The sequence below is a fragment of the Erwinia mallotivora genome (assembly GCF_000590885.1).
Classification (GTDB): Bacteria; Pseudomonadota; Gammaproteobacteria; order Enterobacterales; family Enterobacteriaceae; genus Erwinia; species Erwinia mallotivora.
Genome location: NZ_JFHN01000070.1, coordinates 23,796 through 46,255, shown reverse-complemented (window position 1 = coordinate 46,255; position 22,460 = coordinate 23,796). Strand labels below are relative to the sequence as shown.

Here is a 22,460-nt window from a genome sequence, read left to right as displayed (position 1 = left end):
CTGCCATCCGGTGGCGGTTTCCACTTCCCAGTGCGGATGCAGCGCCTGCCAGTGCTGCATATAGTCGCTGGCCGACACCGCCAGCCGCAGTTTTTGTCGGGCGGTCTGATAAATCAGCCAGCACTGCTGTTGCTCTTTAAGGATATGGCCATTGCTGACCAGGCCGCTGACGTCTTCACGCAGACAGGCGTTAATAATGCGTAAGGTCATGTAATCCTGCTGGTCCATCAGACAATCTCCCAGTTCAGCGTCGCCAGAGTACGTGTGCTGAGTTGCTCAAGCTGCACAGCATCGCGGGCTTCGAAATAGAGCACGCCAAGATAGTCTTTATTGGAGCAGGTCAGCTCAAGGCGTTCGCCCTGCGCTTTCAGCGCACGGTAGCGCAGGCCTGGCGCGTCGGCAGGTTGCGGAGCCTGGCGCAGGATGCCGTTCTGTTCGGCCACCAGGTAGTGGATCAATGCTTCACCCACCGCCGGTTTGACCGGTGGCAACGGCTCGCCGAGATGCAGGCGCAGTATGGGCAGAAACCAGCCTTCCGGCAGCAGACGATCCAGCAGCATTTCGCGGCCGTCTCCGATACTGCGGTAGTTAATTTCCACCAGCACCGGTCCCGCGTCAGTGACAATAAATTCGCTGTGGCAGACGCCAAAACCCACGCCGAAATCGCGCAGTTGGGCCAGTGCCTGCTGCTTCCAGCGCGTGCTGTGCTCGCCCGCCCAACGCGCGGCGGTTTCAATAAAATGGGGCAGCGCGGAGAGTTCAACATCAAAGCCGCCCACCGCCACCAGCTCATTGCCATCCCCCAGCGTCTCCAGGGTAAACAGTGGGCCGCTCATAAAGGCTTCCACCAGCAGCGTCTGACGTGATGGCAGCGAGGCCAGGTAGCGCTGACAGCTGGCAAGATCCTCCACCAGCCGCACATCCATTGAAGCCACGCCCTGGCCGGGTTTGATCACTACCGGCCAGGGCCAGTCCGCCTGGGGTTGCGCGTCGGGCAGCAACTGCGTTGACCATACCGACGGTAACCCCTGCGCCTGCAACCGCTGGCGCATCCGCCACTTCTCTTTTGCCGCGTAGCAAATCTGCCAGTTTTTAGCCGGCAGCCCCAGCGCAGTGGCGGCAATCGCCGTCGCGGTTTGCAAATGGTCGCTGTTGGAGAACAGCGCGGCAGGGGTAATCCCCCATTCGGTCAGGGTGTCGAGGATCGACAGCGGATTGAACACCTCGCACTCAATCACATGGATGCTGTCATCCAGCAGCTGATTGTGCGCCATGGCATGGTCGGTGAGCAGCACCACCGGGTAACCCAGACGTTGTGCAGCGGGAATGAAACCTTCGGTCACCGCCGCATTAACGACGTGACTGACTATCACATAAGGCTTGTTATTAAGCATGTGCATACCTGTAGTAGGGAGAGTTCAGAGAGACTGGAGATCGGTCAAACGTTGTTTCAGGGTGCGGAACAAAAACCCCCGGTCTTCGCCGCACAACCAGCAGTCAATCCCCTGGCTGTGCCAGTAGTGCTGCTGTTCGGGCGTACGGGGATTGGCGCAGAAGGTTTTCCCTGCGGCCCGGCAACGAGCGGCGAGTAACCGAATTTGAGCCTCGACATCGGGATGCGACGGCTGCGGACCGAGCTGCATGCTCATCGCCAGATCCAGCGCCCCCTCCATCACCATCGTTACCTGGGCAATACGCAGCATCGCTTCAGTGGAGTCGATGCCCTGCGGCGTCTCGATCATCGGCACCAGCCACAGCTTTTCATTCGCCTGGCGGATGTAGTCACCAAGTGGCAGCGTGCCAAAACCGGTCACGCTACCGCCGGTGATGCCGCGTTTACCCAGCGGCGGAAAGAACATCGCATCGCGCAGCGCGCTTATCTGCTCTGCACTTTCCGCCCGTGACAGCACGATGCCGTGCGCCCCCATATCCAGAATGCGCCCGGCGCGGGGAATATCATCAACGGTAATACGCACCAGCGGAGTGCAGCCGTGAAGCTGTGCCAGCTGAATGCACTGACTGAGCAGGGTTTCATGGTGTGGCAGATGTTCAAGATCCAGCAGGACAAAGTCATATCCTGCGGTGGCGATCATTTCGACAATGATGGGGTGCGGAACAGAGTTAAGGATGCCAAATAATCCTGATGCAGAGTGGCGACGCTCTCCCGGCGAGGTGTACGAAATCATACAAAATCCTGTTAGTTAATACTTATCATTTACATTATCATTACGATTATCCTGAAGTTTTTCAAATGATTTGAAAAGCATTGTTAAATATTTTCAATAAGGAATTGTTAACAAACCGCCGTAAGCTGTGACCCTGTCAGGATAAATGGCGTGAATACAGCGCTGAATTTATGGATTTTTTTTGCTAAATACTGATGATTTAAACGTCATACTGGCAAAAAATAACGGCTGAAAATGGTTAAATAAATTTTTACACCAGGATTATTCGGAAAGAGAAAAGATTAATGAAATGTAAATGGCCCGTGCTGTTCCTCATCCTGTTATGCCCGCTGTTTGCTCTGGCACAAGCCATTAACGTGACCGATCTTGCCGGGCGCAACGTCACCCTGAAAGCCCCCGCCACGCGCATCATTCTGGCCGACAGCCGGATGCTGCTGCCAATGAGCCTGTTGCACCCCGGTGATGCACTGAAAGGCATTGTGGCCTGGGATGATTCATTGCGAACCCGCGCCCCGGATATGGGACGCTATTTTTCCCGACAATTCCCGCAGTTGAACGCCATACCGGTATTTATCAATCCCTATCGCAGCACGTTCAACGTCGAGCAGGCGACCACGCTGAAACCGGATTTAATTGTGTTTGATATCGGCATAGTGGCGAAACTGCGCGGCGAAGGAACGCTGGCGCTGCTGGAGAAAAGCGGCATCCCGGTGGTGTTTATTGATTTCCGCCAGAAGCCGTTAACCAACGCGCCGGTCAGTCTGCGCCTGCTGGGCGCGGTGACCGGTGAAACGGCCAATGCCGAACGCTCTATTGCACGCTGGCAACAGCTGCTGCAACGCACCCAACAGCGGGTGGCAAAAATCCCGCCAGCGAGCTGGCCCGGCGTGGTGTTTGAGAACCATGCCGGGATGAACGGCATGAATTGCTGCGCGGTTTTTGGTGCTGACAGTTTTGGCGAGTTTATCCCGGCGGCGGGAGGACGCAACCTGATGGCGGATAAAGTCCCGCCACAGGGGGCAGAGGTCAGTGCAGAACTGTTGATCGTCGCCCGACCGGACGTCTGGCTGATGAGCGGCGCGGACTGGAGCCAGCGCGGTTCGCCCTCGCAGGCGGTGCCGCTCGGCTACGAGGCAACGCGCCAGAGCACTCTGCCGCGTTTGCAGGCGCTGATGCAGCGCCCGGTGGTCAGCGTCCTGCCGGTGGCGAGCAGCTCACGGGTGATGGCGATTTACCACCAGTTCTATGACAGTCCTTTTAACGTGGTGGCGCTGGAAGCGATGGCAAAGCTGTTCCATCCACAGCAGTTCAGTGACGTTGATCCCCAGGCTGACCTGGAAGCGTTATACCGCGATTACGTGAAAACGCCTTACAGCGGGCTGTTTTTCGTCCAGCCATAAAGGAAGAAATCGGCCAACTCATCGTCACAATCAGAACTTCAGGCTGACCCCGGCGGTGACCGAACGTCCCGGCGCGGGCTGACGCCCCCACGGGCTGGTATCCACGCCGCGGAACCAGTAATCACGGTTAAACAGGTTATTAACCCCCAGATAACCATTCAGCACGGTGCGGCCCGATTTATACAGATCGCGGCTGACCTGCGCGTTCCACACCCAGTAAGACGGCATCTGACCGACCGAACCGTTACTGTTTTCCGCCACCGTGTTGGCCGCATCCGCAAAGGATTTACTGAAGTAATATCCCGCCAGCGAGAAGGTGGTATCGCGCCATTCGTAGCTGCCATCAAGCGTAAGCTGTGTACGCGAGGCATAGGGCACCTCTTTGCCACTGTTGACGCCGTTGCGCTGCTCCGCCTGGAGGTATGCGTAGCCCGCATGCAGCTTCAGACCTTCCACCGCCTGCGGACTCCAGAAGCCTTCCAGTTCAGCGCCCTGATGTCGGGTACGACCAATGTTGAGATAGCTGTCTGACACGCTGTCGTAAGAAATCTGATCTTTATAATCAATGCGATACAAACCAGCGTGCAGGCTGAGGTTCTCCGCCGGGGTATAACGCACGCCGCTTTCGTAGTTCCACGCCAGTTCTGAACTGACATCGCCGCCTTTAACAATCTGCGTCACCTGCACCGGGCGCAGGCTTTTCTGCATATCGGCATAGAGGAACCACTCCGGCGTCAGCTGGTAACCGACGGTCAGACCCGGCAGCCACTGCGTATCCGGCGCGCTGGTACGTTGCCCGGTCTTTTTGTCGCTATATTTTTCGCTGACGTTCTCGTAACGCATCCCCGGCGTGATGGTCAGCTTGTCATCAAACAGTTTAATGGCGTTACTGACATAGCCCGCCCAGGCCTTGTCGTCAAAGCTCCAGTCGCGCGTCACGCTGGTCGCGCCGGTCGCCAGCGTCTGCTGGCTTACCTGATAATCCACTTTCTCGCTGACGAAACGGCCACCAATAATCCACTGCTGATTGACGTTGTCGCCGTTGATATCCAGGCTGATTCGCGGCTCCGTGCCCCACACTTTGAAATTTCGCGGCGAGTTCTGCACGATATCGGCCGGTAACGCCGGGTTAAAGCTCTGCCCCGGTACTTTGCTCATCCCCACCTGGAATTCACGGTCTGACTGATGGCCAAAAAATGTCCAGTTGAATTCGGCCGAATCAATAAAACCGAGCGAACCCAGCAGCTGGTCATAAACCATGCTGTAGCGATTGGTGTGACCATCAAAATCGTCGTAAGGGCGAGTGCTCTGTCGGCGGTTGCTGAGGTAATCCGCCGTGGAGAGGGCACCGGCCAGATCGGCATGGGCGTTATAGTGCTGATAAGAGAGGTTTAAGGTGGTGTTTTCGTTGATGTTCCACAGACCACGCAGCCGGAAATTTTCAACTTTACTGTCACTGTTTTCGCGGAAAGAGCTGCCTTTGACCTGGTTGGCTTCGACCTGAAGCCCGAAATCATCATTCAGCATCCCGCCGGTGCGCAGATAAGTGTCCCAGAGGTTGCGACCTTTACCGTAAAAGGTGGCGCGTTCGGCAATTTCGTTTTCCCACTTCACCGGTATGGGTTTGCTGATCAGATTAATCACGCCACCGACGTTATTCGGGCCGTACTGCACCGCCGCCCCACCCCGCACTACGTCAATGCGGTCAATAGTGGAAAAAGTCACCGGAAACAGCGACATCCCTTCCTGCCCGTAGGGGGCTAATACCAGCGGAATACCGTCTTCCAGGATTTGCGCGCGACCGCTGCGGCTGTCATACAGACCGCGCACGGCAATTTGCGGCAGTACGCCGGTGCCCGTTTCATCCTGAATTTTCACCCCTGGCACACGCTGTAGCGCATCATCCACGGTGCGGTTGGCACCTTTTGCCAGCTGATCGTTGCTGATAACGGTACGGCTTCCTGCCCAGGTTTTGACCTCTTCGGCACGCGAATCACCGAGAATATTGCCGGTCACTACCATGTTCTCTTCCGCTGCATAACTGAATTTTCCGGCCAGAATGACGGCCAGCGCTACGGCTACTTTAGTGCGTTTCATTGTCGACCCTGCATGACAGTGTAAGTTTTTTGTAATGATTGTGATAAATATTATCATTATCAAATACAACTTAACATTGCTTATCCGCTGGTAAATGAGTGACAAGCGACTAATCATGCTCACTTTTTTTGTCAGTATGCCGGGTACTTAACTGTGCAGCCTGAGCAGAACCCGCCCTGCCGTGGGTGCAGGGCACAATCATCACGGGAGAAGGCGGGATATTTGTTCAAATTTCATGAAATAAAAGGTGAGTTTTTTTGAAGAAAAACCGTCAGTTTTGCCGAAGGGCACCCTGGTCAGGCAGATGAAGATTCCGGTTCAACGCCGGGCAGGAGACGCCACTCTGGTGGCCGTCCATTTTCGTCGTCATCATTCCCTCAACCATCACTGTCCCGGCGGGCAAAGGAGGCCAGCAGCACACGTTCGGACCTGTCGAGATACTCATGCAGCATCCGGGCGGCTTCAGCGGCCTGCCCGGCTTCAACCAGCGATAACAGCGTATTATTCATGCCGATAAAGGGAAAATGCAGATGCTCCGCATCGTTCAGCAGTCCGAACGCCAGACGCAACTCGGCCAGAATATGGCGGTAGAAGTCGCTTAACCTCTGGCTGTCTGCCAGCTCCACGATGGCGCGATGAAAGGCCATATTTGCCGACCCCACCCCATCCCAGTCCTGTTTTTCTCCGCAGATCAGCGCTTCTTCAACGGCCTGTCGCATCAGCCTGACGGCCGGATGCCCTGGCCTGGCGCTGGCAACGGACTGGCATTCAATCATTTTGCGTACGCGGTAAATATCGATAATGCGCATCATATCCGGCGTACTGACGAAAACACCGCGATTTGGGCGGTATTCCAGCAGTCGTTCCAGCGTCAGCATGCGGAAGGCTTCCCGCAGGGTATTTCTTGAAACCGCCAGTTTTTCACTCAACTGAGCTTCGGACAGACGCTGACCGGGGCGCAGCTGGCCCAGAGTAATCTGTTGCCGCAGTCTTAGTGCCACACTCTCACTCAGGGAAGGCGCGTTATCTGATGCTGTTTTATCCGTTGCCATTCTCTCTGGCCTTGTTAACTGTTGATTCTGCCGTGAATAGTCACACAACTTTCACAACAGGGAAAGGCACCGCCAGCATCAACCTGGCAGGCTTTTTCACCTTACCATTCGCTTCGCCAGCAATTTGCACCATAACAGGGAAAACAGGCCCGACAACTCACCAGCATGGTGCGTATTTTTGCTGATCGCACCGGTCCGCGATAATCAATGAACAATCCTCAACAGGTTTTGCACCAGCAGCTGATTATTGTTCAACAATTTTATTAATTTTGCTGCGCCAGAGATATCGGCTGCTGACGCGCTGGCACAGGTTTTGCTTAATAAACAGGCAACGCGTGCCGCAGCGGGAACGCGGCAGGCAATGATTGATCGAGGCTCAAAGCGGCCCGCTTTTAACCGGAGTGACTATGAACGAAGCAGTAAATTACTGGCCGCTAAGCGGAATCCTGGTGATTGTGGTGGGATTCCTGTGTCGCCTCAATCCGGTGCTGGTGGTGGTTATCGCCGGGATTGCTACCGGCGTCAGCGCCAGTATGCCGGTAAACCTGATTCTGGAAAATCTGGGATCGGGGTTCCTCAACACACGAAATCTGGCGCTGATCATTGTTTTGCCGCTGGTGGTCATTGGGCTGCTTGAAAGGCACGGGCTGAAACACTGGGCGCAGATGTGGATTTCACGGATCCGCTCCGCCAGCGCCGGAAAATTGCTGACGGTTTATCTGCTGGTGCGCGAACTGGCGGCAGCGGCAGGGCTGACCAGCCTCGGCGGTCATCCGCAGATGGTGCGGCCAATGCTGGCTCCGATGGCAGAAGGCGCGGCGGAGAATTTTCATGGCGAACTCCCCGGTGACATCCGCATGAAGCTGCGTGCAATGGCTGCGGCGACAGACAACGTCGGCCTGTTCTTCGGTGAAGATATCTTCGTGGCCTTTGGCGGCGTGCTGTTTATGCATAACTTTATGGAACAGAGCGCCGGAATTCAGACCGAACCACTGCACATTGCCCTGTGGGGCCTGCCGACGGCCATTTGTGCTTTTATCATTCATGCCGTGCGCCTTCGTCGTCTGGACAAACGCATTGCCGCTGAACTGGGCACACTCAACAGCAATGCGCTGAAAGAAAAAGGAATACGCTAATGTTTCAGCAACAATATCTGAATGACCTGGCGGCACTCCTGTTACTGGTGGTCGCCATCATGTCCTGGCGTGACAGGGCCAATCCGCGCCGTCTCACCACCGGTCTGTTCTGGGGGCTGTATGCGCTGGTTTTCGCCATCGGAGACTGGACAAATCAGCTGTCGGCCCACCTGGCCGGGGCGGAAAACGCCGCCAGCGCGGTGAACATCACCACCGGGGGGATTGTTATCGTCATGGCGCTGATTGCCGGGCTGGGCGGTGTCAGAATGGGCAGCTATCACACCCGTACGGATCAACAGCAGCGGGCCAGCGCCGCGCGTCTGCGCAACCGTCTTTTTCTTCCTGCCCTGGCTATCCCGGTGATTACCGTGCTGGGCATTCTTGCCTTCAATAATGTTGCTGGCCTGCAACAATGGCTTTTCGGCGAAGGGAATCACGCCACCCTGGTCACGCTGTTTTCTATGTCGCTGGGTTGTATTGTCGGCTGGCTGATTGCCATCGCGCTGACCAGGGAGTCACCGGCACAATCGGTGCAGGAAGGACGTCGCCTGCTGGATGCTATTGGCTGGGCATTTATCCTGCCGCAAATCCTCGCGACCCTTGGCCTGCTGTTTGCCAAAGCCGGGGTGGGCACCGCCATCGCCCACCTTGTCGAGAGCTGGCTGGCAGTGGATAACCGGCTGGGGGCGGTGGTGCTCTATGTGCTCGGTATGGCGCTGCTCACCATGATTATGGGCAATGCCTTTGCCGCCTTTCCGATTATTACCGCCGGGGTGGGTATTCCGATCCTGATTCAGCATCTGGGGGCAAATCCGGCGGTGGTTGCCGCTATCGGGATGTTTTCTGGCTACTGCGGCACCCTGATGACGCCGATGGCCGCCAACTTCAATCTCGTCCCTGCCAGGCTGCTGGAGTTACCGGATCGTAATGCGGTGATTAAAGCCCAGACGCCGACAGGACTGATGCTGCTGCTGGTGAACATTGTTCTGCTGTGGGTTCTCGCCTTCCTGTAATGTGCGGCGACGGGGCTGTCCGCAGGCAGACGGCCCCACGCTCAGGCATTCTGACGATAGTCAGCCTGTTGGCCGTTAACCCACTGCACCAGCAGCACGGCAAATCCGAGGGCGGACAGCACGAAAAACAAGGCGTTCACCCCGGCATATTGCAGCAGAAATCCGCCCAGCAGCGGGGAAACCGCCGTCCCCAGGTACGCCATATTGGAGATGCCAAAAGTAATGCCCCGCTTACCGGCAGGCGCAAGCAGATCGGTAGCGATATTCAGCGTCGGCATGACGATTATCTCTCCCAGCGTTAACAGCAGGGTCGAGAAGATCATCTGCCACGCAGAACGGGTATCAGAGAAGAGAAAAGCCAGCTGTGACAAGGTCAGTAAGAAGGTTCCGGTCACTATCCGGGGGGTTATTCCACTGCTGCGCATCAGCCACATCACCGGCTTCTGTAGCAGAATAACGCCCGCCGCATTGGCAATAAAAACCATTGCGGTGATTTCACCGGGATTAATGGGATTACTCAGATTGATATACTGAATCAGCGTGGTATCGAACACGGCGTAAATCAGCATCACAATAAAGTTGCAGAGCACAAAAACGGTAAATTTTTTATGCCGGAGCATAAAAGCAAACGCCTGCCAGAAGTTCTCTTCAGGCAAATCTCTTTCCTTTTTAAAGCGCCAGTCTGCACCAAAAATCATCAGCAGCAGATAGATAAAATAGATAAAGGCCGTGGCATACATGATCGTTTCGCGATGATGGTTTGCCGCCAGAAGACCGGGTATCGGACCCAGCGCGCTGCCGATATTAATAATGTAATAGCGCAGATACTGTACCCGGGCTTTACTCTCTGCATCACTCAGCATATCGCCAATCAGCGATTTGCTGCTGGATTCAATCAGCGCCCGCCCGGCAGAAAGAAAGCATATGGCAACAATACAGGCGGTAAGAGAAGCCACCGCGCCCATCAGGATAAAGCTGATAATACTGATCAACAGCCCAAAGCAGATCACCGGATTTCTGCCTGACCTGTCTGAGTGATAGCCAAAGAAAATACTGACCGCCACACCAGACAAACTGGCAACAAAAAATATCACCCCCACCATAAACAGGCTGACATGCAGAGTGTTATGCAGATAGAGAGAGAGAAAAGGCCACACCATAAAATAACCAATGCGGCTTAAAAACGTCCCGGTCAGCATTATTTTAATGGTGGGGTTCAGGGAGCCCGCGCTGAAAAGCATACTGTTTTAGTCTCGTATCAAACCATCACCCGACACGCGGTATTTATAGGTACAAAGCTGCTCAAGCCCCACCGGGCCTCGCGCATGAAGTTTTCCCGTCGCGATACCGATCTCCATGCCAAAGCCAAATTCACCGCCGTCGGCAAACTGTGAGGAGACGTTGTGCATCACAATGCCGCTGTCAATGCAGCGCATAAATTTTTCTGCGGCGGATTTATCTGCGCTAATGATGGCATCGGTGTGATGAGAGCCGAAATGATTAATATGCTCAATCGCCGCGTCAAGACTCTCCACCATCTTGCAACTCAGCCGCATATCGAGGTACTCCATCCCCCAGTCGCTCTCGTCGGCAGGCAGGATACGGGGATCGATAGTCATAATCTGTTCATCGCCTTTGATAATACAACCGGCGGCGATTAACGCGGTAATCAGCGCATGGGTGTGCTCATCCGGCCAGCGTTTATCAATCAGCAGGGTTTCCATCGCGCCGCATATTCCGGGGCGACGGGCCTTGGCATTAACCGCCACTTTGATGGCCATGTCGGGCGTTGCAGCAGCATGAATATAGGTGTGACAGATACCATCCAGATGGCTGAAAACAGGGATGTGCGTATTATCCCGCACAAATTCAATCAGCCCCCGCCCTCCTCGCGGAATAATCACATCAATATAGCCTTCGGCTTTCAGCAGCTGAGACACTTTTTCACGCTGGTCAGAATTGATTAAATTCACACAGCCTGGGTGGATATGATGTATTTCGAGCGCTTTTGCAATCAGATGATAAAACGCCAGCGAGGTATGCAGCGCCTCTTTACCCCCCCGTAAAATAACCGCATTGCGCGACTTGAGGCACAATACGGCAGCATCGACGGTGACGTTTGGCCGGGACTCATAAATCATCGCTATTACGCCGAAAGGACAGGCGACTTTTTCAATAAACAGACCATTCGGCTGCTGACCCGCAGACAGCACCCTGCCTGCCGGCGCAGGCATCTGTGCCACTTCCAGCACGGAAAGGGCAAGAGATTGCAGGCGCGAGGCGTTCAGCGTCAGCCGGTCAACTAAAGCCTGCGGAGACTTTGCCTGCTCAGCCTGTTGAATATCCTGCTGATTGGCAGCCAGCAATGTACCGGCTTCGCTCAGCATCAGCCGCGACAGCGTCCTGATCGCCTCATTAATTTGCTCATCCGGGTAATCCTGCAAAATTAACGCGGCCTGCCGGGCCTCCATTGCCAGGGAAATAACGTCACTGCCTGTCATCACTGCCTCCGGGAATACTGATGGCGCAGGTTCAGTTCTCAACCGTGTCGATACGGATTAAGGCGCTGAACCGGTTGACCGTCTCCTCAAGCACAGCAAAATCCTCAGCCTGAAAAAGGACGTGGAGTGTGCTGCGGGTTGCCAGAGGGGCGCGATATGCAATGTCGCCAATATTGTCATAGATCTGATGCTCCACATAGTGCGGATCGCTGACAAAGAGGTTTTCACCATGGATCGCGGTGATCCTGCCCTGCTTCTGCGGAAACACCAGGCAGGTAATGACAGGACGTGCTGTTTTACGCGGGATATTAACCTCTTCGCGCATGGCGATAGCGATCTGCACCTCAATAAAATCAATGCCGGTTGAGGCAAGCAGAGAGTTATAGATGGCGGAGCCGCCCATTCTGACGCCAAATTCAATCAGTTTGATTTCATTCGCCAGCGTTCGGAATTCCGTATGCAACACATAAGCGCCAGCGCCCAGTGCCCGATGAATAGCCGAAACATACGCTTTCGCCTGCTGTTGCAGCGCCTGCGGGATGCGCGTGGGGGTACTGAAGCAGACCTCTTCAAAGTGCGGGCCATTATTCGGCAACGGCTTATCATGAATAGCCAGCACCTCAACCTCGCCGTTGAAATAAACACTTTCAACGCTGATTTCGCCAACCCGGTAAGGCAGCCTGGTAGCAAAAAGCACCTCGCCGCCAATAATCTCCTCAACAATGAAGGGATATTCCCCTGAGAAGGTTTCTTTAAACTGCGAATCTCTGGAAAAGAGCGACACGGCATCGTCACTGAGTTGCGCAAAATCACTGACCAGCGATGGGTAATCATCATATCGCCTGACCAGCGATGATCCGCTACCGATTAACGGCTTGGCAATCACCGGAAAGGTCAGTCGGGCAGCGTCGGCGATATTCTCCGAGGTCACCTGAACAAAATCGGGTACGGGGATCCCCAGTTCTCTGGAGAAAGCGCGCATATTGTATTTGTTTCTCCCCACTTCCACCGCTTTCAGCGAGGGGCCGGGCAGATTAAAGTGCGCACAAAGCTTTTGCTGCAATGGCAAAAAAGGTTCTGAAACATTGAGAATACCATCGGGTTGAAAGGTCGGCCCCAGGGTGCTGAGAATGGTATCGAGGTTTTCCGCGCTGTTTTCGATGGTGACGGAATAAGCCTGATGGGCAAACCTTTCGATATAATTTTTCGCCTCAACCTTTGCATATAAGATGGTGACAGTATATTTATCTTTCAGGCTGTTAATTTTCCGCAGATGCGATAAACGACTGGCACTGTGTACATATAAAACCAGCAGATTTTTCTTCATTTTATCAGTCCTCTACCAGCCATACCCGGCGAAGTTCGCGATTATAATTACTGTATCCGCTACGTGAATGGACCAGTCTGAAATTATCCCAGATCAGCAACGCATTTTTCTTCCAGGCAATTTTTATCGCGTTCGCATTAATAAATGTCATCAACTCGTCACGCAGGTCTGAAAAATCCGCTAACGCCGAATAATCCATACAGGTATAAGAGAATCTGACCAGTGGCGTGCCGTCAGGCGCATAGCTGAGGAAAGGATGCCAGGCCTCTTTACCAATATTCTCCTCCTGTAGCCCCGCCGTGGAAAAATAGCGTAATGGAATATTCTCCAGCTCTTTCTTTTTGCCAGCAGGGATCATATCGAAAAATGGCATGAGATTACTGAGCCAGGTAAAACCTTCACCTTCATTACCCGGCTCTTTACACCACAAGGCTAAATAGCGTGGCGGCAGAGAGTTATATTCATAACACTCCGTATGCGGCATCAGCTCTTTGTTATTTTTTGAATGATAGGTATTTTCGAATCGTTTCTCAGCCTTGATACTCCAGACCAGCTGGTTATCGTACTGAGGAACAATTTTCCCCACATCCTGCACCACAGATAAAAATTCATCCTCAGTTCTGATGTCATTAATATAAACATAGCCTGTACTGATTAAGGCATTTTTCAATGCCTTCTTTTCTGCGTGGAGTGCATGGTTTATGGGTCCTTAATTAGTCAACCAGACGCGCTTCAGCTCACGATTTCTGTCCTCAAATGCGGTACGCGAATGCACCAGCCGCTGGTTATCCCAGATGAGAAATGAATTCTTTTTCCAGTCGATACTCAGATGCTCTTTTTCAAATTTAGCCACCAGCTTATCGCCAATCTTTTCTACATCCGGTGAACAGTTCTCCACACAGTTACGACTGAATCTGATCAGCGGATTTTTGCCCTCGCTCTGCTCGGAGACAATCGGATGCAACGCTTTTTTACCCAGCGCACTGGACTGAATACCGGAGCTGGAAACGAAGTTAATCTGCTCCTCAGTCAGTACTTTCTTCTCTTCTGTTGACAGTTCCTCAAAGAAAGAGAGCACGTCCAGCAGGGTGGTCTGGCCGCCGCCACATTCAGACGGCGTCACACACCACAATGATAAATATTTTGGTGGTAATCCGGGATACTCATAGCATTCGGTATGCGGGCTCAATTTTTTGGTATTCAGGGAGTGGTAATGATTATCAAACTCCGGCTTTGGCCGAATGGACCAGACAAGGTTGCCATCATACTGTGGCAGCAGCTTGCCAAATTCCTGAGAAAAATAAAGGTGGTCAAATCCATCAGGCAGATCCTGAATAAACAGATAGCCTTTTTCAGCCAGCTCATTTTTAAATCCAGCGATTTCACTTTTGCTGTAGCCGTGATCTGTAAACATATTACCTCCAGTCAGAACAGATGTATAATTACGGGTTTTTGTTAATATCTCAGATTTAATGACTTCATTAAGATGAATATTACGACTCAGATTATTTTTGTAAAAAACGGACGAACTGATTATCTCTTCCGGATTATTTACCTCAATACTGAGCAGGCAGGTTACATCGCGCTCGGCACAGCTCTGTGCATTTTTATTTGCACCGCATCGACAGCATGTTGCAAAGGCCTGGCTGTCCCTGCCTCGTAAATAGCTGTAGGAAACCGGCAGCATATTAAATTTAATGCCTGACTTTAATGACTTTGACGTCTGATCTTTTTTAATTTTTGTTGAGGAAACAACCTGAAGACCCAGCTGTTTCGCCATGGTTAACATCGTCGATTTCAGCCGGGAATAAATACCCTTGCCGCGATATTCCCGGTCAATCCACGCACTGCTTATCTCGGCATAATTTGCCGACAGCCTGATTAAACTGACGGCCCCCACCAGCCGGTCAGCAGAATAAGCGACCAGCAATCTGCCAGATAAAATACACCCGACAAAGTGACTGATGGGACGGCTTAACATATCGGCTTCCAGCGTACTCTCAATCGCCAGGCGCGTGGCGATATCGTGCAGACATGCCTTATCCTCAGGATCGGGCAGGTAAATGATAATATTTTCTTCATGAAATGAATCAGCCGTAACCGGGTAGCGCTTACAGGACATGGGACTGGTTTCCATTATCAGTTTTTCTTAATTCTTATTCTTTCATCCTGAATGTGAACAAAATGCCTTTCAAGTCAAATAATATTCCGCTGCAAAAAGCGCAACGGCAATAATATGCAACTTGATGAAATTTATTTGCTTTATTATTTTTTTTGTTGTTTTTTTAGGATAATACTCAGGGAAAGTCTGGTAGCAGCAGCCAAATTAAACATAAGAATAAGGAATGTATTCCGCAGCCTGATGAAATTTGTCATCGGGAAAAAGTATGACTCTTTTACATAAGCCGCAATTGAGTATCAGAATAACGGATGCCCAGGCTTTACCCCGCAGGTAAAACCGGGCATGCTGCCAACCGTTCGGGCGGCACCCCGTTTGTCGTCAGTCAAACTGAGAGAGAAATGATGAAAAAAAGCCTTATTGTTACTGTCTGTAGCCTGTTACTGCTACCTGCGCTGGCCTCTGCGGCAGGCTGGCCGCCGGAAAGTGGTGCCAAAGTGCCGGGAAACGCCCTGGAATACCCGACAAAGCTGGAAGCGGTGAATCAGTCGCTGGAAACACTGCTCAACGGTGGGGCAAAGATTGTCTCGGCCTCCCTCGGCAACGACGGCCCGGTGGTTATCCTTAACCACAAAAAGCAGTCGGTGATTTGTCTGGTGAAAGGCGCTGGCAGCGGGTCCGATCAGAACGTGGCAACCTCTCGCTGCTACGCCATGAACTGAATAAAAAAGCCCGGAAACATTCTGTCTCCGGGCCTGCCAGTGCCACATCTTTTGCCAGCTGAGCAGCGTCCTGTGGTCGGGCCTATTTGATGTAGGAGTCCAGCACCTTCAGTATCACCGCCAGCTCCGCCTCGCGCTTTTCCCTCTCCTCTTCGTGAACAATATGCTCGGTCAGGTGCCCTTTGATCACCTCACGCATCAGGCCATTCACCGCACCACGAATCGCCGCAATCTGTTGCAATACCGCCGCACATTCATGGGGTTCATCCAGCATTTTTGTCAGGGCAGAAACCTGTCCCTGAATCTTATTTGCACGGGCTTTCAGCTTCTGTTTATCACGAACGGTATGCGACATCTGCCACCCCATTGCCATAGATTCCGGAGGGAGATTATAACCCTCGCATCTACTGGGGGGTAGTATTTTGTACTGGGGGGGAGTACTATCATTCGCTCCTGTAGCTGTTGAGAATTATTCCTGTGAGCGACTTTTCAACCCTCCTCCAGCAGGGTAATGCGTGGTTTTTCATTCCCGGAGCGATCCTGCTGGGTGCCCTGCATGGGCTGGAGCCAGGTCATTCCAAGACCATGATGGCGGCATTTATCATCGCCATAAAAGGAAGCGTACGTCAGGCGGTGATGCTGGGGCTGGCCGCCACGCTCTCCCACACCGCTATCGTCTGGCTGATTGCTTTCGGCGGCATGTATATCAGCAATCGCTTTACCGCTGAATCCGCAGAGCCGTGGTTGCAGCTGATTTCCGCAGTCATCGTGCTTGGCACTGCGCTATGGATGTTCCGCACGGCCTTGCAGGATGAGAAAAACGCGCGTAAAGCGAAGCTGGAAACCGTGCAGCTGCGGCCCGACGAAAAGCTGATTAATACCGGTCACGGCAGAGTGGCGCTGTCCATCGCCGGACAGCCGCAGCAGGCACGCTGGCATTTGCGGGTGTTATCCGGTAATCGCTGGCAGGCTGGCGAGGTATCACTGACGGCACGCTGCGGAAGCGGCCCCTTTTCGCGGATTTTTAATTTTATCGACCACGGCGATTATCTGGAATCGGAACACCCGGTTCCCGAACCCCATAACATTAATGCCCGGCTTTCACTGGGTCATCGCGGTCACGTGCATGATTACGATGTGGTATTTGGTGAGTCGCATAATTCCGGTCCGGCAGCCGCAGAGGAGTACCAGGATGCCCACCAGCTGGCCCATGCCAGTGAGATTAAACGGCGCTTTGATGGTAGAGCGGTGTCGAACGTGCAAATCCTGTTATTCGGCCTGACCGGCGGGCTGATCCCCTGCCCTGCGGCCATTACCGTGCTGTTGATTTGTTTGCAGCTGAAAGCGCTGGTGTTAGGTGCAACAATGGTGTTCTGTTTCAGCATCGGTCTGGCCCTGACGCTGGTGGCCGTCGGCGTGGGTGCCGCCCTCAGCGTGCGCAGAGTCGCTCACTGGCGCGGTTTCGATGCCATCGCCAGAAAAGCGCCGCTGTTTTCCAGTCTGCTGATTGCCGCCGTGGGGCTGTATATGGGCGTCCACGGCTGGCTGGCTTTGACTCACTGAGCTTTTCGCCGGATTACAGGGTTTTGCCGTAAAACTGCGTCAGTTTATCGACAGCCTGATCGACATAAGGCTGTTTCCAGTAAGTCTGAATATGGGTCGCGCCAGGGATCAGAAACAGCTCTTTGTCTTTGGCGTTGACCGCTTTTTTAAACGCATCCTGGGTCATATACAGCGAGTCTGCTTTTGAACCGGCCATCATCAACAGCGGCTGGTTCAGCAACTCCAGATTAGTGGTGGCATCCCAGCTCATCAGGTCAAGTAAACTGCTGGTGGTATATTTGGGATCGGAACCCGGATGTGCGTTGGTCTTGCTGTAATACTCATACCCTTCGCGATACATTTCAAACGGCAGTGCAGCAATCTGCTGGTCGGTCAGGCGGACATTACCGATATAGGCCACCTCACCGCCCGCCGCTTCCTGAGCACGGGCATCAGAAGCCTGTTTCAGACGCTGCTGAATAGTAGCAATCTGTGAGTCCTCAAACCCGTTACGCCGCACCCGACCTGAATTAAACATGCTCAGGGTTGCCACGGCTTTAAAACGTTTATCGGTTTCAGCCGCAAACAGGGAATAGCCGCCGCCGCCGCAGATCCCCAACAGCCCCAGACGACTGCTGTCCACGCCGGGATACTGTGCAAGGTAATCCGCCATACCGTGAATATCCTCAATACGGTTAGCAGGCTTGTCGACGTTGCGAGGCTCACCGCCGCTGGCTCCCTGATAAGAGGCATCCGCCGCGATGGTAATATATCCTGCGGCAGCCAGCCGCTGTGCATATAACCCGGCGGTCTGCTCTTTCACCCCGCCATTGGGATGCGCAATGGCTACAGCAGGATATTTTTTTGCCGGGTCGTAATTTGCCGGAGTATAAACATTGGCGGCAATTTTAATCCCGTGCAGCAGATAGGTGACCGGATGAATATTCACCTTACCCGGTACATTTTCCGTTATTGCTCCTTCATAGGTCAGGGTAAACGGATTCAGTTTGTAATCAGCAGCCATCGCTCCTCCTGTAGAGAGACACAGTAATGCGCTCAGTAACGTTGTTGGGAATACCTTTATGTTCATACACCGCTCCCTCAATGAAATATTGAGACTTTTATTGAACAGCCCGGATTTATTGCCAGCCTTCACAGCCGGATAATTGCAGCAGACGAGCGGATTAATTTAGGGCGGGTACGCTGTCAGCAGGATGACCGCCAGATAACATTTCTGACAGCCCGCTCGCACAGCAAAAAACCTGACAAAAATGTCAGCTGGCCGTCAGCAAAATGTCAGCCATTTGCTGCGGATTACGCGTTAAAATCGACGAATCACGGCGTTAACAAAATAAGGGAACAATCATGCGGATATTGTTGGTGGAAGATGAAGATAAAACCTCTTCTTATATTCATCGCGCGCTGAGTGAACAGGGATTTACGGTTAACCTGGCAACCAACGGTATTGATGGCCTGCATCTGGCGCTGGAGTGTGACTTCGACGCCATTATTCTGGACGTCATGCTACCGGGTATGGATGGTTACGCGGTAATTGCCAGCCTGAGAAAGACCCGGCAAACCCCGGTGCTGATGTTATCCGCCAGGGGATCGGTCGATGAACGGGTGAAAGGATTGCGTCTTGGCGCAGATGATTACCTGCCCAAGCCCTTCTCGCTGACGGAACTGATTGCCCGGCTTCAGGCACTGCTGCGGCGGCGCAACCAGGATGGCACGGACGCGACCCAACTGGAAACAGACGATCTGAAAATCGATCTGCTGGCCCGTCGGGTCACCCGTGCAGGTCAGCGCCTGGAGCTGACCGCGAAAGAGTTTGCGCTGTTAAGCCTGTTGGCAAGGCATCAGGGAGAGATCCTGTCGAAAATGATGATCGCCGAGCAGGTATGGGATATGAATTTCGACAGCGATGCCAATGTGGTGGAAGTCGCCATTAAACGGCTGAAAGCCAAAGTGGATGCACCTTTCAGCAATAAATTGCTGCATACCGTACGGGGAATGGGCTACGTCCTCGAAACGCGCCCGCAAAGCCCGCAAACAAGTGACGATGATGGCCGCTAAAAGCTCAATTTCAGCCCGCCTGGCGGTGATGTTTGCCATCGCGGTGATAGTGACCGGGACGATTTCCGCGCTGTTATTGCGATCATCCCTGCATGAGACGCTGCGTAAGCAGATGAATAACGAGCTTCAGTTTCGTCACTCGCTGATGGAACAGTGGATGTCGGCAACCACCAGTAACGATCAATGGCACGCGCTTTCAGCCCGCTTCAGCAGGCTTTCCGGCGTGGAGAGCGGGCGCGTGCACTACTGGGTATTGAGTAATGAAAAACAGTTCCAGCTGGGTGGCCCGCCACCGGCAGGCGTGCGCTGGCAGACACTGCCGGGCGGCGTCAGCAAAGTGACGGGGGCGGGCAAAGATGCCTGCTATCTCTATTTGCTGGCAACGGATATCCCGGCCTCCGAACAGCGTCCGGCGCTACGCTACGTGGTGGCTATCGACTCCACGCCCTATATTGGCACGCTGAACGAGTTCAGCCGCGCACTGGTGTTGATCACGGTAACGGGGGCGATTGCCGTCGCACTGCTGGGATTTGGCATTGCCCGATTTGGCCTGCGCCCCGTGCGTCATCTCAGTAAACAGGCGCATCATCTGGCCCCGGGAAATTACGGCAACCGCTTAGAAACCCTCGCCCTTTCGCAGGAGTTACAGACGCTGGCGATGGCTTTTAACGGCGTGCTGGAGCGGCAGGAGATCGCCTGGCGACAGCTGGAAAGTTTTAATGCCGACGTGGCACATGAATTAAGAACGCCGCTGACCAATCTGATTGGACAAACGCAACTGGGCCTGTCGCGTGAGCGGAATAAGGATGAACTGCAAGAGCTGCTGGCATCCAATCTGGAAGAACTTGAGAGAATGACGTCGATTGTTAATGACATGCTTTTTCTCTCTCATGCGCAGGCGGGCGAACATGCCACACAGCTTGCCGCCGTGTCACTGCGCGAGGAGACGCTGAAAACCGCAGAATATGTTGAGCCCTCTTTCGCAGCCAGTCAGCTTTCCATCGCGGTTGAAGGCGATGTGACGGCGCGCATCGACAAACGCTTATTTCATCGCTCGCTGGCTAATTTACTGGAAAACAGCGCGCGATATGCATTTCACCACAGTACCGTGACCGTCACCCTGAGCCAGCAGAATGGTATGGCGAGGGTTGCCGTTGCCAATCACGGTGAACCGATCGCAGCCGATCATCTGCAACGATTATTCGAACGCTTTTACCGCACGGACGCCTCACGAAGCCACAGCAACACCCATCACGGGCTGGGGCTCTCCATTGTCAGGGCCGTCGCGCTGATGCACCGGGGAGATGTCTTCGCCAGTAGCCGCGAGGGGATCAATACCTTTGGCCTGACGCTGGCGATGGGTATCAGCCCTGCCCGGCACCCTGCAACCTCTCCGGACATTCAGCAAACCGGCCAGAGCATCACAGGCTGACATTTCGGTCAGCCTGCCGTCAGCGGAACGACAGGCATCATCAGGTAAGCTCCATGTTTAACCCTGTCTGGTGCAAAAGAAGGACCTCAGCCATGAAAATCCTTACTCCCCGTCTGTTGCTGGTCACGCTGTTAAGCTTTGGCAGTGTGCTGACCAGCCACGCAGAAACGGCAAAGCCCGCCGCAACGCCATCGCGGGCGCAACAGCTGATGGGCGACATCGCGCCAAAAATGGCGCAGCTGACCGATGACGTGCTGTACGGCGACATCTGGCAGCGACCTGAGCTGTCAAAGCGTGACCGCAGCCTGATAACCGTCAGCGCGCTGATTGCCATGAATCGTCCCGACCAGTTGCGCTCGCATTTGCGTCTGGCCCGCCAGAATGGCCTGACGGAACAGGAACTCACCGAGACCATCACCCATCTGGCGTTTTATTCCGGCTGGCCGAATTCGGTCACCGCGATTGCGGTGGCGAAAGAGGTGTTTAAAGAGGACAAATAGCCACTGACCGCGCTTTTATCGTCATGTTCAACAGGAGAGGAACCGATGAAATACCGCAAAATGCTGCTGTCGACACTGTTATTTACCAGCCTGGCAATGGCTGAAGGGGTGGAGGTCCAACCTGCCGCCACGCAATCCGTCACTGCTGGCGATGCCCGCTACTTCAGCGGCAACGTCACCGTGAGTTCACGCTTTCAACGACCTTCCCCGGCACGGGTTGGTGGCGGCGTGGTGACCTTCGCGCCTGCCGCTCGCACCGCCTGGCACACTCACCCGCTGGGACAGACCTTGCTGGTCACGTCCGGCAGCGGCTGGGTGCAGGAGTGGGGAAAACCCGCGCGGAAAATCGCCGCCGGCGACACGGTGTGGATCGCGCCGAAGGTGAAACACTGGCATGGCGCATCGGTGCAGCAGGGCATGTCTCACCTGGCCATCAGCGAGCAACTGGAGGGAGAAACCGTCACCTGGATGGAAAAAGTCGCGGACCGCGACTATCCGCGCTGAGCGTGACGGCGTTGAACATCCTGCGTAGCCAAAAATCCGCTGCGTTAGCTATCCGCGCGGGTAAGCCGTGCAGAGAGTTCTGCCTGGACATCCACGGCGGTGCGTTCGAAGGTTAACGGTGTTACCGAGATATAACCGTCCGCTACGGCGGCCACCTCACTGTTTTCCGGCAAATCGCCCGGGCCGTGTTCGACGCGCAGCCAGTAGTAGTTATCGCCATGCGGATCCCCGACTGGCGTCACCGCCAGTCCTTTCACTTTACCCATCCCCTGACGCGTGACTCTTATCCCTCGCGCCCTGCCGCTGGCGGGAAAATTGACGTTCAGACAGCATCCGGCAGGCAGTCCGGCCTGAAAAAGCGCCTGCAAAACCGGCAGACACTCTGCTTCTGCCGTGCGCCAGTCAACAGCATCTTCCTGCCGCTTATCCTGGCTGAGCGCCACCGACGGAATACCCAGCAGCACCCCGGTGATTGCCGCCCCCACCGTGCCGGATAACACCGTCTCGAATCCGATATTGGAACCACAGTTAATCCCTGACAGCAGCAGATCGGGCGGGGCGTCCTTCATCAGATGCCTGACGGCCAGCGCCACACAATCCGCAGGCGTGCCATGTACGGCAAACTTTCGATCGCCGCGCGGCTCAAGGCGCAGCGGCTCACGCAGGCTGACCGAGTTGGAGACACCGCTCTTATCGGTAGCGGGCGCCACCACCCATACCTCATCAGCAATCTGCTGCGCCACGCGCTCAAGCAGCGCAATGCCCGGCGCATTGATTCCATCATCATTCACCAGCAGCACCCGTTTAAACCACGTTTTCGACATTCTGTTTCCCCCTGTTAAGGACGTGACAC

21 protein-coding genes and 1 pseudogene are annotated in these 22,460 nt (G+C 54.1%); 9 read left to right on the top strand and 13 right to left on the bottom strand.

What is annotated here, in order from left to right:
• The 3 genes and pseudogenes from BG55_RS18715 to BG55_RS18705 form a co-directional block, all read right to left on the bottom strand.
• A pseudogene (locus BG55_RS18715) lies at window positions 1-210 on the bottom strand (IucA/IucC family protein); the annotation flags it as partial.
• 17 nt (window positions 211-227) lie between these two features.
• A complete protein-coding gene (locus BG55_RS18710) occupies window positions 228-1,394 on the bottom strand; it encodes an ATP-grasp domain-containing protein (RefSeq protein WP_034940777.1) in 1,167 nt (388 codons plus the stop codon).
• Window positions 1,395-1,418: 24 nt separating this feature from the next.
• Entirely contained in the window at window positions 1,419-2,186 is a 768-nt protein-coding gene (locus BG55_RS18705) for an HpcH/HpaI aldolase family protein (RefSeq protein WP_034940774.1), read from the bottom strand.
• 284 nt (window positions 2,187-2,470) lie between these two features.
• On the opposite strand from BG55_RS18705, the gene BG55_RS18700 reads away from it, so the two are divergent.
• Window positions 2,471-3,586, top strand: coding sequence for an ABC transporter substrate-binding protein (locus tag BG55_RS18700; RefSeq protein WP_034940772.1), 1,116 nt, complete (start codon window positions 2,471-2,473; stop codon window positions 3,584-3,586).
• A 30-nt stretch (window positions 3,587-3,616) separates the two neighbouring features.
• Here BG55_RS18700 and BG55_RS18695 read toward each other — a convergent pair whose 3' ends face one another.
• Entirely contained in the window at window positions 3,617-5,683 is a 2,067-nt protein-coding gene (locus tag BG55_RS18695) for a TonB-dependent receptor family protein (protein WP_034940768.1), read from the bottom strand.
• A gap of 377 nt (window positions 5,684-6,060) precedes the next feature.
• On the bottom strand, window positions 6,061-6,735 hold the full coding sequence (locus tag BG55_RS18690) for a GntR family transcriptional regulator (RefSeq protein WP_034940765.1): 675 nt from the start codon (window positions 6,733-6,735) through the stop codon (window positions 6,061-6,063).
• 407 nt (window positions 6,736-7,142) lie between these two features.
• Here BG55_RS18690 and BG55_RS18685 point away from each other — a divergent pair, with 407 nt between their 5' ends.
• Together BG55_RS18685 and BG55_RS18680 are read left to right on the top strand one after the other, a co-directional pair.
• Window positions 7,143-7,871 carry a DUF969 domain-containing protein gene (locus tag BG55_RS18685; protein WP_034940762.1) on the top strand — a complete coding sequence of 243 codons (729 nt, stop codon included), beginning with the start codon at window positions 7,143-7,145 and terminating at the stop codon, window positions 7,869-7,871.
• The gene (locus tag BG55_RS18680; protein ID WP_034940759.1) at window positions 7,871-8,884 is read left to right on the top strand and encodes a DUF979 domain-containing protein; all 1,014 of its coding nucleotides are present in this window, start codon (window positions 7,871-7,873) and stop codon (window positions 8,882-8,884) included. Before BG55_RS18685 ends, BG55_RS18680 begins: the two co-directional genes overlap by 1 nt.
• A 41-nt stretch (window positions 8,885-8,925) precedes the next feature.
• Here the strand turns inward: BG55_RS18680 and BG55_RS18675 are convergent, their stop codons facing one another.
• The 5 genes from BG55_RS18675 to BG55_RS18655 are packed head-to-tail and all read right to left on the bottom strand — an operon-like array spanning window position 8,926 to window position 14,849.
• Entirely contained in the window at window positions 8,926-10,125 is a 1,200-nt protein-coding gene (locus BG55_RS18675) for an MFS transporter (protein ID WP_034940757.1), read from the bottom strand.
• Window positions 10,126-10,131: 6 nt separating this feature from the next.
• Window positions 10,132-11,385, bottom strand: a complete 1,254-nt coding sequence (locus BG55_RS18670; RefSeq protein WP_071995062.1) for a glutamate-5-semialdehyde dehydrogenase — start codon at window positions 11,383-11,385, stop codon at window positions 10,132-10,134.
• Window positions 11,386-11,416: 31 nt separating this feature from the next.
• On the bottom strand, window positions 11,417-12,712 hold the full coding sequence (locus BG55_RS21545) for an ATP-grasp domain-containing protein (RefSeq protein ID WP_052018958.1): 1,296 nt from the start codon (window positions 12,710-12,712) through the stop codon (window positions 11,417-11,419).
• 4 nt (window positions 12,713-12,716) lie between these two features.
• Window positions 12,717-13,415: a TauD/TfdA family dioxygenase gene (locus tag BG55_RS18660; RefSeq protein WP_084276377.1), complete on the bottom strand. Its 699-nt coding sequence runs from the start codon at window positions 13,413-13,415 to the stop codon at window positions 12,717-12,719.
• A gap of 6 nt (window positions 13,416-13,421) precedes the next feature.
• The gene (locus BG55_RS18655; RefSeq protein ID WP_034940749.1) at window positions 13,422-14,849 is read right to left on the bottom strand and encodes a GNAT family N-acetyltransferase; all 1,428 of its coding nucleotides are present in this window, start codon (window positions 14,847-14,849) and stop codon (window positions 13,422-13,424) included.
• A 293-nt stretch (window positions 14,850-15,142) separates the two neighbouring features.
• On the opposite strand from BG55_RS18655, the gene BG55_RS18650 reads away from it, so the two are divergent.
• On the top strand, window positions 15,143-15,553 hold the full coding sequence (locus BG55_RS18650; protein ID WP_235192798.1) for a hypothetical protein: 411 nt from the start codon (window positions 15,143-15,145) through the stop codon (window positions 15,551-15,553).
• An 82-nt stretch (window positions 15,554-15,635) separates the two neighbouring features.
• Here BG55_RS18650 and rcnR read toward each other — a convergent pair whose 3' ends face one another.
• Window positions 15,636-15,908: a Ni(II)/Co(II)-binding transcriptional repressor RcnR gene (rcnR, locus tag BG55_RS18645; RefSeq protein ID WP_034940787.1), complete on the bottom strand. Its 273-nt coding sequence runs from the start codon at window positions 15,906-15,908 to the stop codon at window positions 15,636-15,638.
• 122 nt (window positions 15,909-16,030) lie between these two features.
• On the opposite strand from rcnR, the gene BG55_RS18640 reads away from it, so the two are divergent.
• On the top strand, window positions 16,031-17,116 hold the full coding sequence (locus tag BG55_RS18640; RefSeq protein WP_034940746.1) for a nickel/cobalt efflux protein RcnA: 1,086 nt from the start codon (window positions 16,031-16,033) through the stop codon (window positions 17,114-17,116).
• Between the two features lie 13 nt (window positions 17,117-17,129).
• On the opposite strand, the gene BG55_RS18635 is transcribed toward BG55_RS18640, so the two are convergent.
• Complete coding sequence (locus BG55_RS18635) at window positions 17,130-18,185, bottom strand: alpha/beta hydrolase (protein ID WP_034940743.1); 1,056 nt, start codon at window positions 18,183-18,185, stop codon at window positions 17,130-17,132.
• Between the two features lie 275 nt (window positions 18,186-18,460).
• Here BG55_RS18635 and BG55_RS18630 point away from each other — a divergent pair, with 275 nt between their 5' ends.
• From BG55_RS18630 to BG55_RS18615, 4 genes are all read left to right on the top strand, one after another.
• Window positions 18,461-19,171 (top strand): heavy metal response regulator transcription factor, encoded by a 711-nt coding sequence (locus BG55_RS18630; RefSeq protein ID WP_034940740.1) that lies wholly within the window; start codon window positions 18,461-18,463, stop codon window positions 19,169-19,171.
• Window positions 19,158-20,603 (top strand): heavy metal sensor histidine kinase, encoded by a 1,446-nt coding sequence (locus BG55_RS18625; RefSeq protein WP_052018957.1) that lies wholly within the window; start codon window positions 19,158-19,160, stop codon window positions 20,601-20,603. Before BG55_RS18630 ends, BG55_RS18625 begins: the two co-directional genes overlap by 14 nt.
• Window positions 20,604-20,695: 92 nt before the next feature.
• Window positions 20,696-21,103: a carboxymuconolactone decarboxylase family protein gene (locus BG55_RS18620; RefSeq protein ID WP_034940738.1), complete on the top strand. Its 408-nt coding sequence runs from the start codon at window positions 20,696-20,698 to the stop codon at window positions 21,101-21,103.
• Window positions 21,104-21,148: 45 nt separating this feature from the next.
• Window positions 21,149-21,607 (top strand): (R)-mandelonitrile lyase, encoded by a 459-nt coding sequence (locus BG55_RS18615; protein ID WP_034940735.1) that lies wholly within the window; start codon window positions 21,149-21,151, stop codon window positions 21,605-21,607.
• 44 nt (window positions 21,608-21,651) lie between these two features.
• Here BG55_RS18615 and surE read toward each other — a convergent pair whose 3' ends face one another.
• Window positions 21,652-22,431 (bottom strand): 5'/3'-nucleotidase SurE, encoded by a 780-nt coding sequence (gene surE / locus BG55_RS18610; protein WP_034940733.1) that lies wholly within the window; start codon window positions 22,429-22,431, stop codon window positions 21,652-21,654.
• Between the last annotated feature and the right edge of the window lie 29 nt (window positions 22,432-22,460).

Bases quoted from the DNA above. Each gene is read 5' to 3' on its own strand.
- BG55_RS21545 (WP_052018958.1), bottom strand. From the start codon at position 12,712: ATGAAGAAAAATCTGCTGGTTTTATATGTACACAGTGCCAGTCGTTTA.
- BG55_RS18690 (WP_034940765.1), bottom strand. From the start codon at position 6,735: ATGGCAACGGATAAAACAGCATCAGATAACGCGCCTTCCCTGAGTGAG.
- BG55_RS18680 (WP_034940759.1), top strand. From the start codon at position 7,871: ATGTTTCAGCAACAATATCTGAATGACCTGGCGGCACTCCTGTTACTG.
- rcnR (WP_034940787.1), bottom strand. From the start codon at position 15,908: ATGTCGCATACCGTTCGTGATAAACAGAAGCTGAAAGCCCGTGCAAAT.
- BG55_RS18685 (WP_034940762.1), top strand. From the start codon at position 7,143: ATGAACGAAGCAGTAAATTACTGGCCGCTAAGCGGAATCCTGGTGATT.
- BG55_RS18705 (WP_034940774.1), bottom strand. From the start codon at position 2,186: ATGATTTCGTACACCTCGCCGGGAGAGCGTCGCCACTCTGCATCAGGA.
- BG55_RS18630 (WP_034940740.1), top strand. From the start codon at position 18,461: ATGCGGATATTGTTGGTGGAAGATGAAGATAAAACCTCTTCTTATATT.
- BG55_RS18700 (WP_034940772.1), top strand. From the start codon at position 2,471: ATGAAATGTAAATGGCCCGTGCTGTTCCTCATCCTGTTATGCCCGCTG.
- BG55_RS18655 (WP_034940749.1), bottom strand. From the start codon at position 14,849: ATGGAAACCAGTCCCATGTCCTGTAAGCGCTACCCGGTTACGGCTGAT.
- BG55_RS18615 (WP_034940735.1), top strand. From the start codon at position 21,149: ATGAAATACCGCAAAATGCTGCTGTCGACACTGTTATTTACCAGCCTG.
- BG55_RS18620 (WP_034940738.1), top strand. From the start codon at position 20,696: ATGAAAATCCTTACTCCCCGTCTGTTGCTGGTCACGCTGTTAAGCTTT.
- BG55_RS18625 (WP_052018957.1), top strand. From the start codon at position 19,158: ATGATGGCCGCTAAAAGCTCAATTTCAGCCCGCCTGGCGGTGATGTTT.
- BG55_RS18635 (WP_034940743.1), bottom strand. From the start codon at position 18,185: ATGAACATAAAGGTATTCCCAACAACGTTACTGAGCGCATTACTGTGT.
- BG55_RS18695 (WP_034940768.1), bottom strand. From the start codon at position 5,683: ATGAAACGCACTAAAGTAGCCGTAGCGCTGGCCGTCATTCTGGCCGGA.
- BG55_RS18710 (WP_034940777.1), bottom strand. From the start codon at position 1,394: ATGCTTAATAACAAGCCTTATGTGATAGTCAGTCACGTCGTTAATGCG.
- surE (WP_034940733.1), bottom strand. From the start codon at position 22,431: ATGTCGAAAACGTGGTTTAAACGGGTGCTGCTGGTGAATGATGATGGA.
- BG55_RS18650 (WP_235192798.1), top strand. From the start codon at position 15,143: ATGCCCAGGCTTTACCCCGCAGGTAAAACCGGGCATGCTGCCAACCGT.
- BG55_RS18675 (WP_034940757.1), bottom strand. From the start codon at position 10,125: ATGCTTTTCAGCGCGGGCTCCCTGAACCCCACCATTAAAATAATGCTG.
- BG55_RS18670 (WP_071995062.1), bottom strand. From the start codon at position 11,385: ATGACAGGCAGTGACGTTATTTCCCTGGCAATGGAGGCCCGGCAGGCC.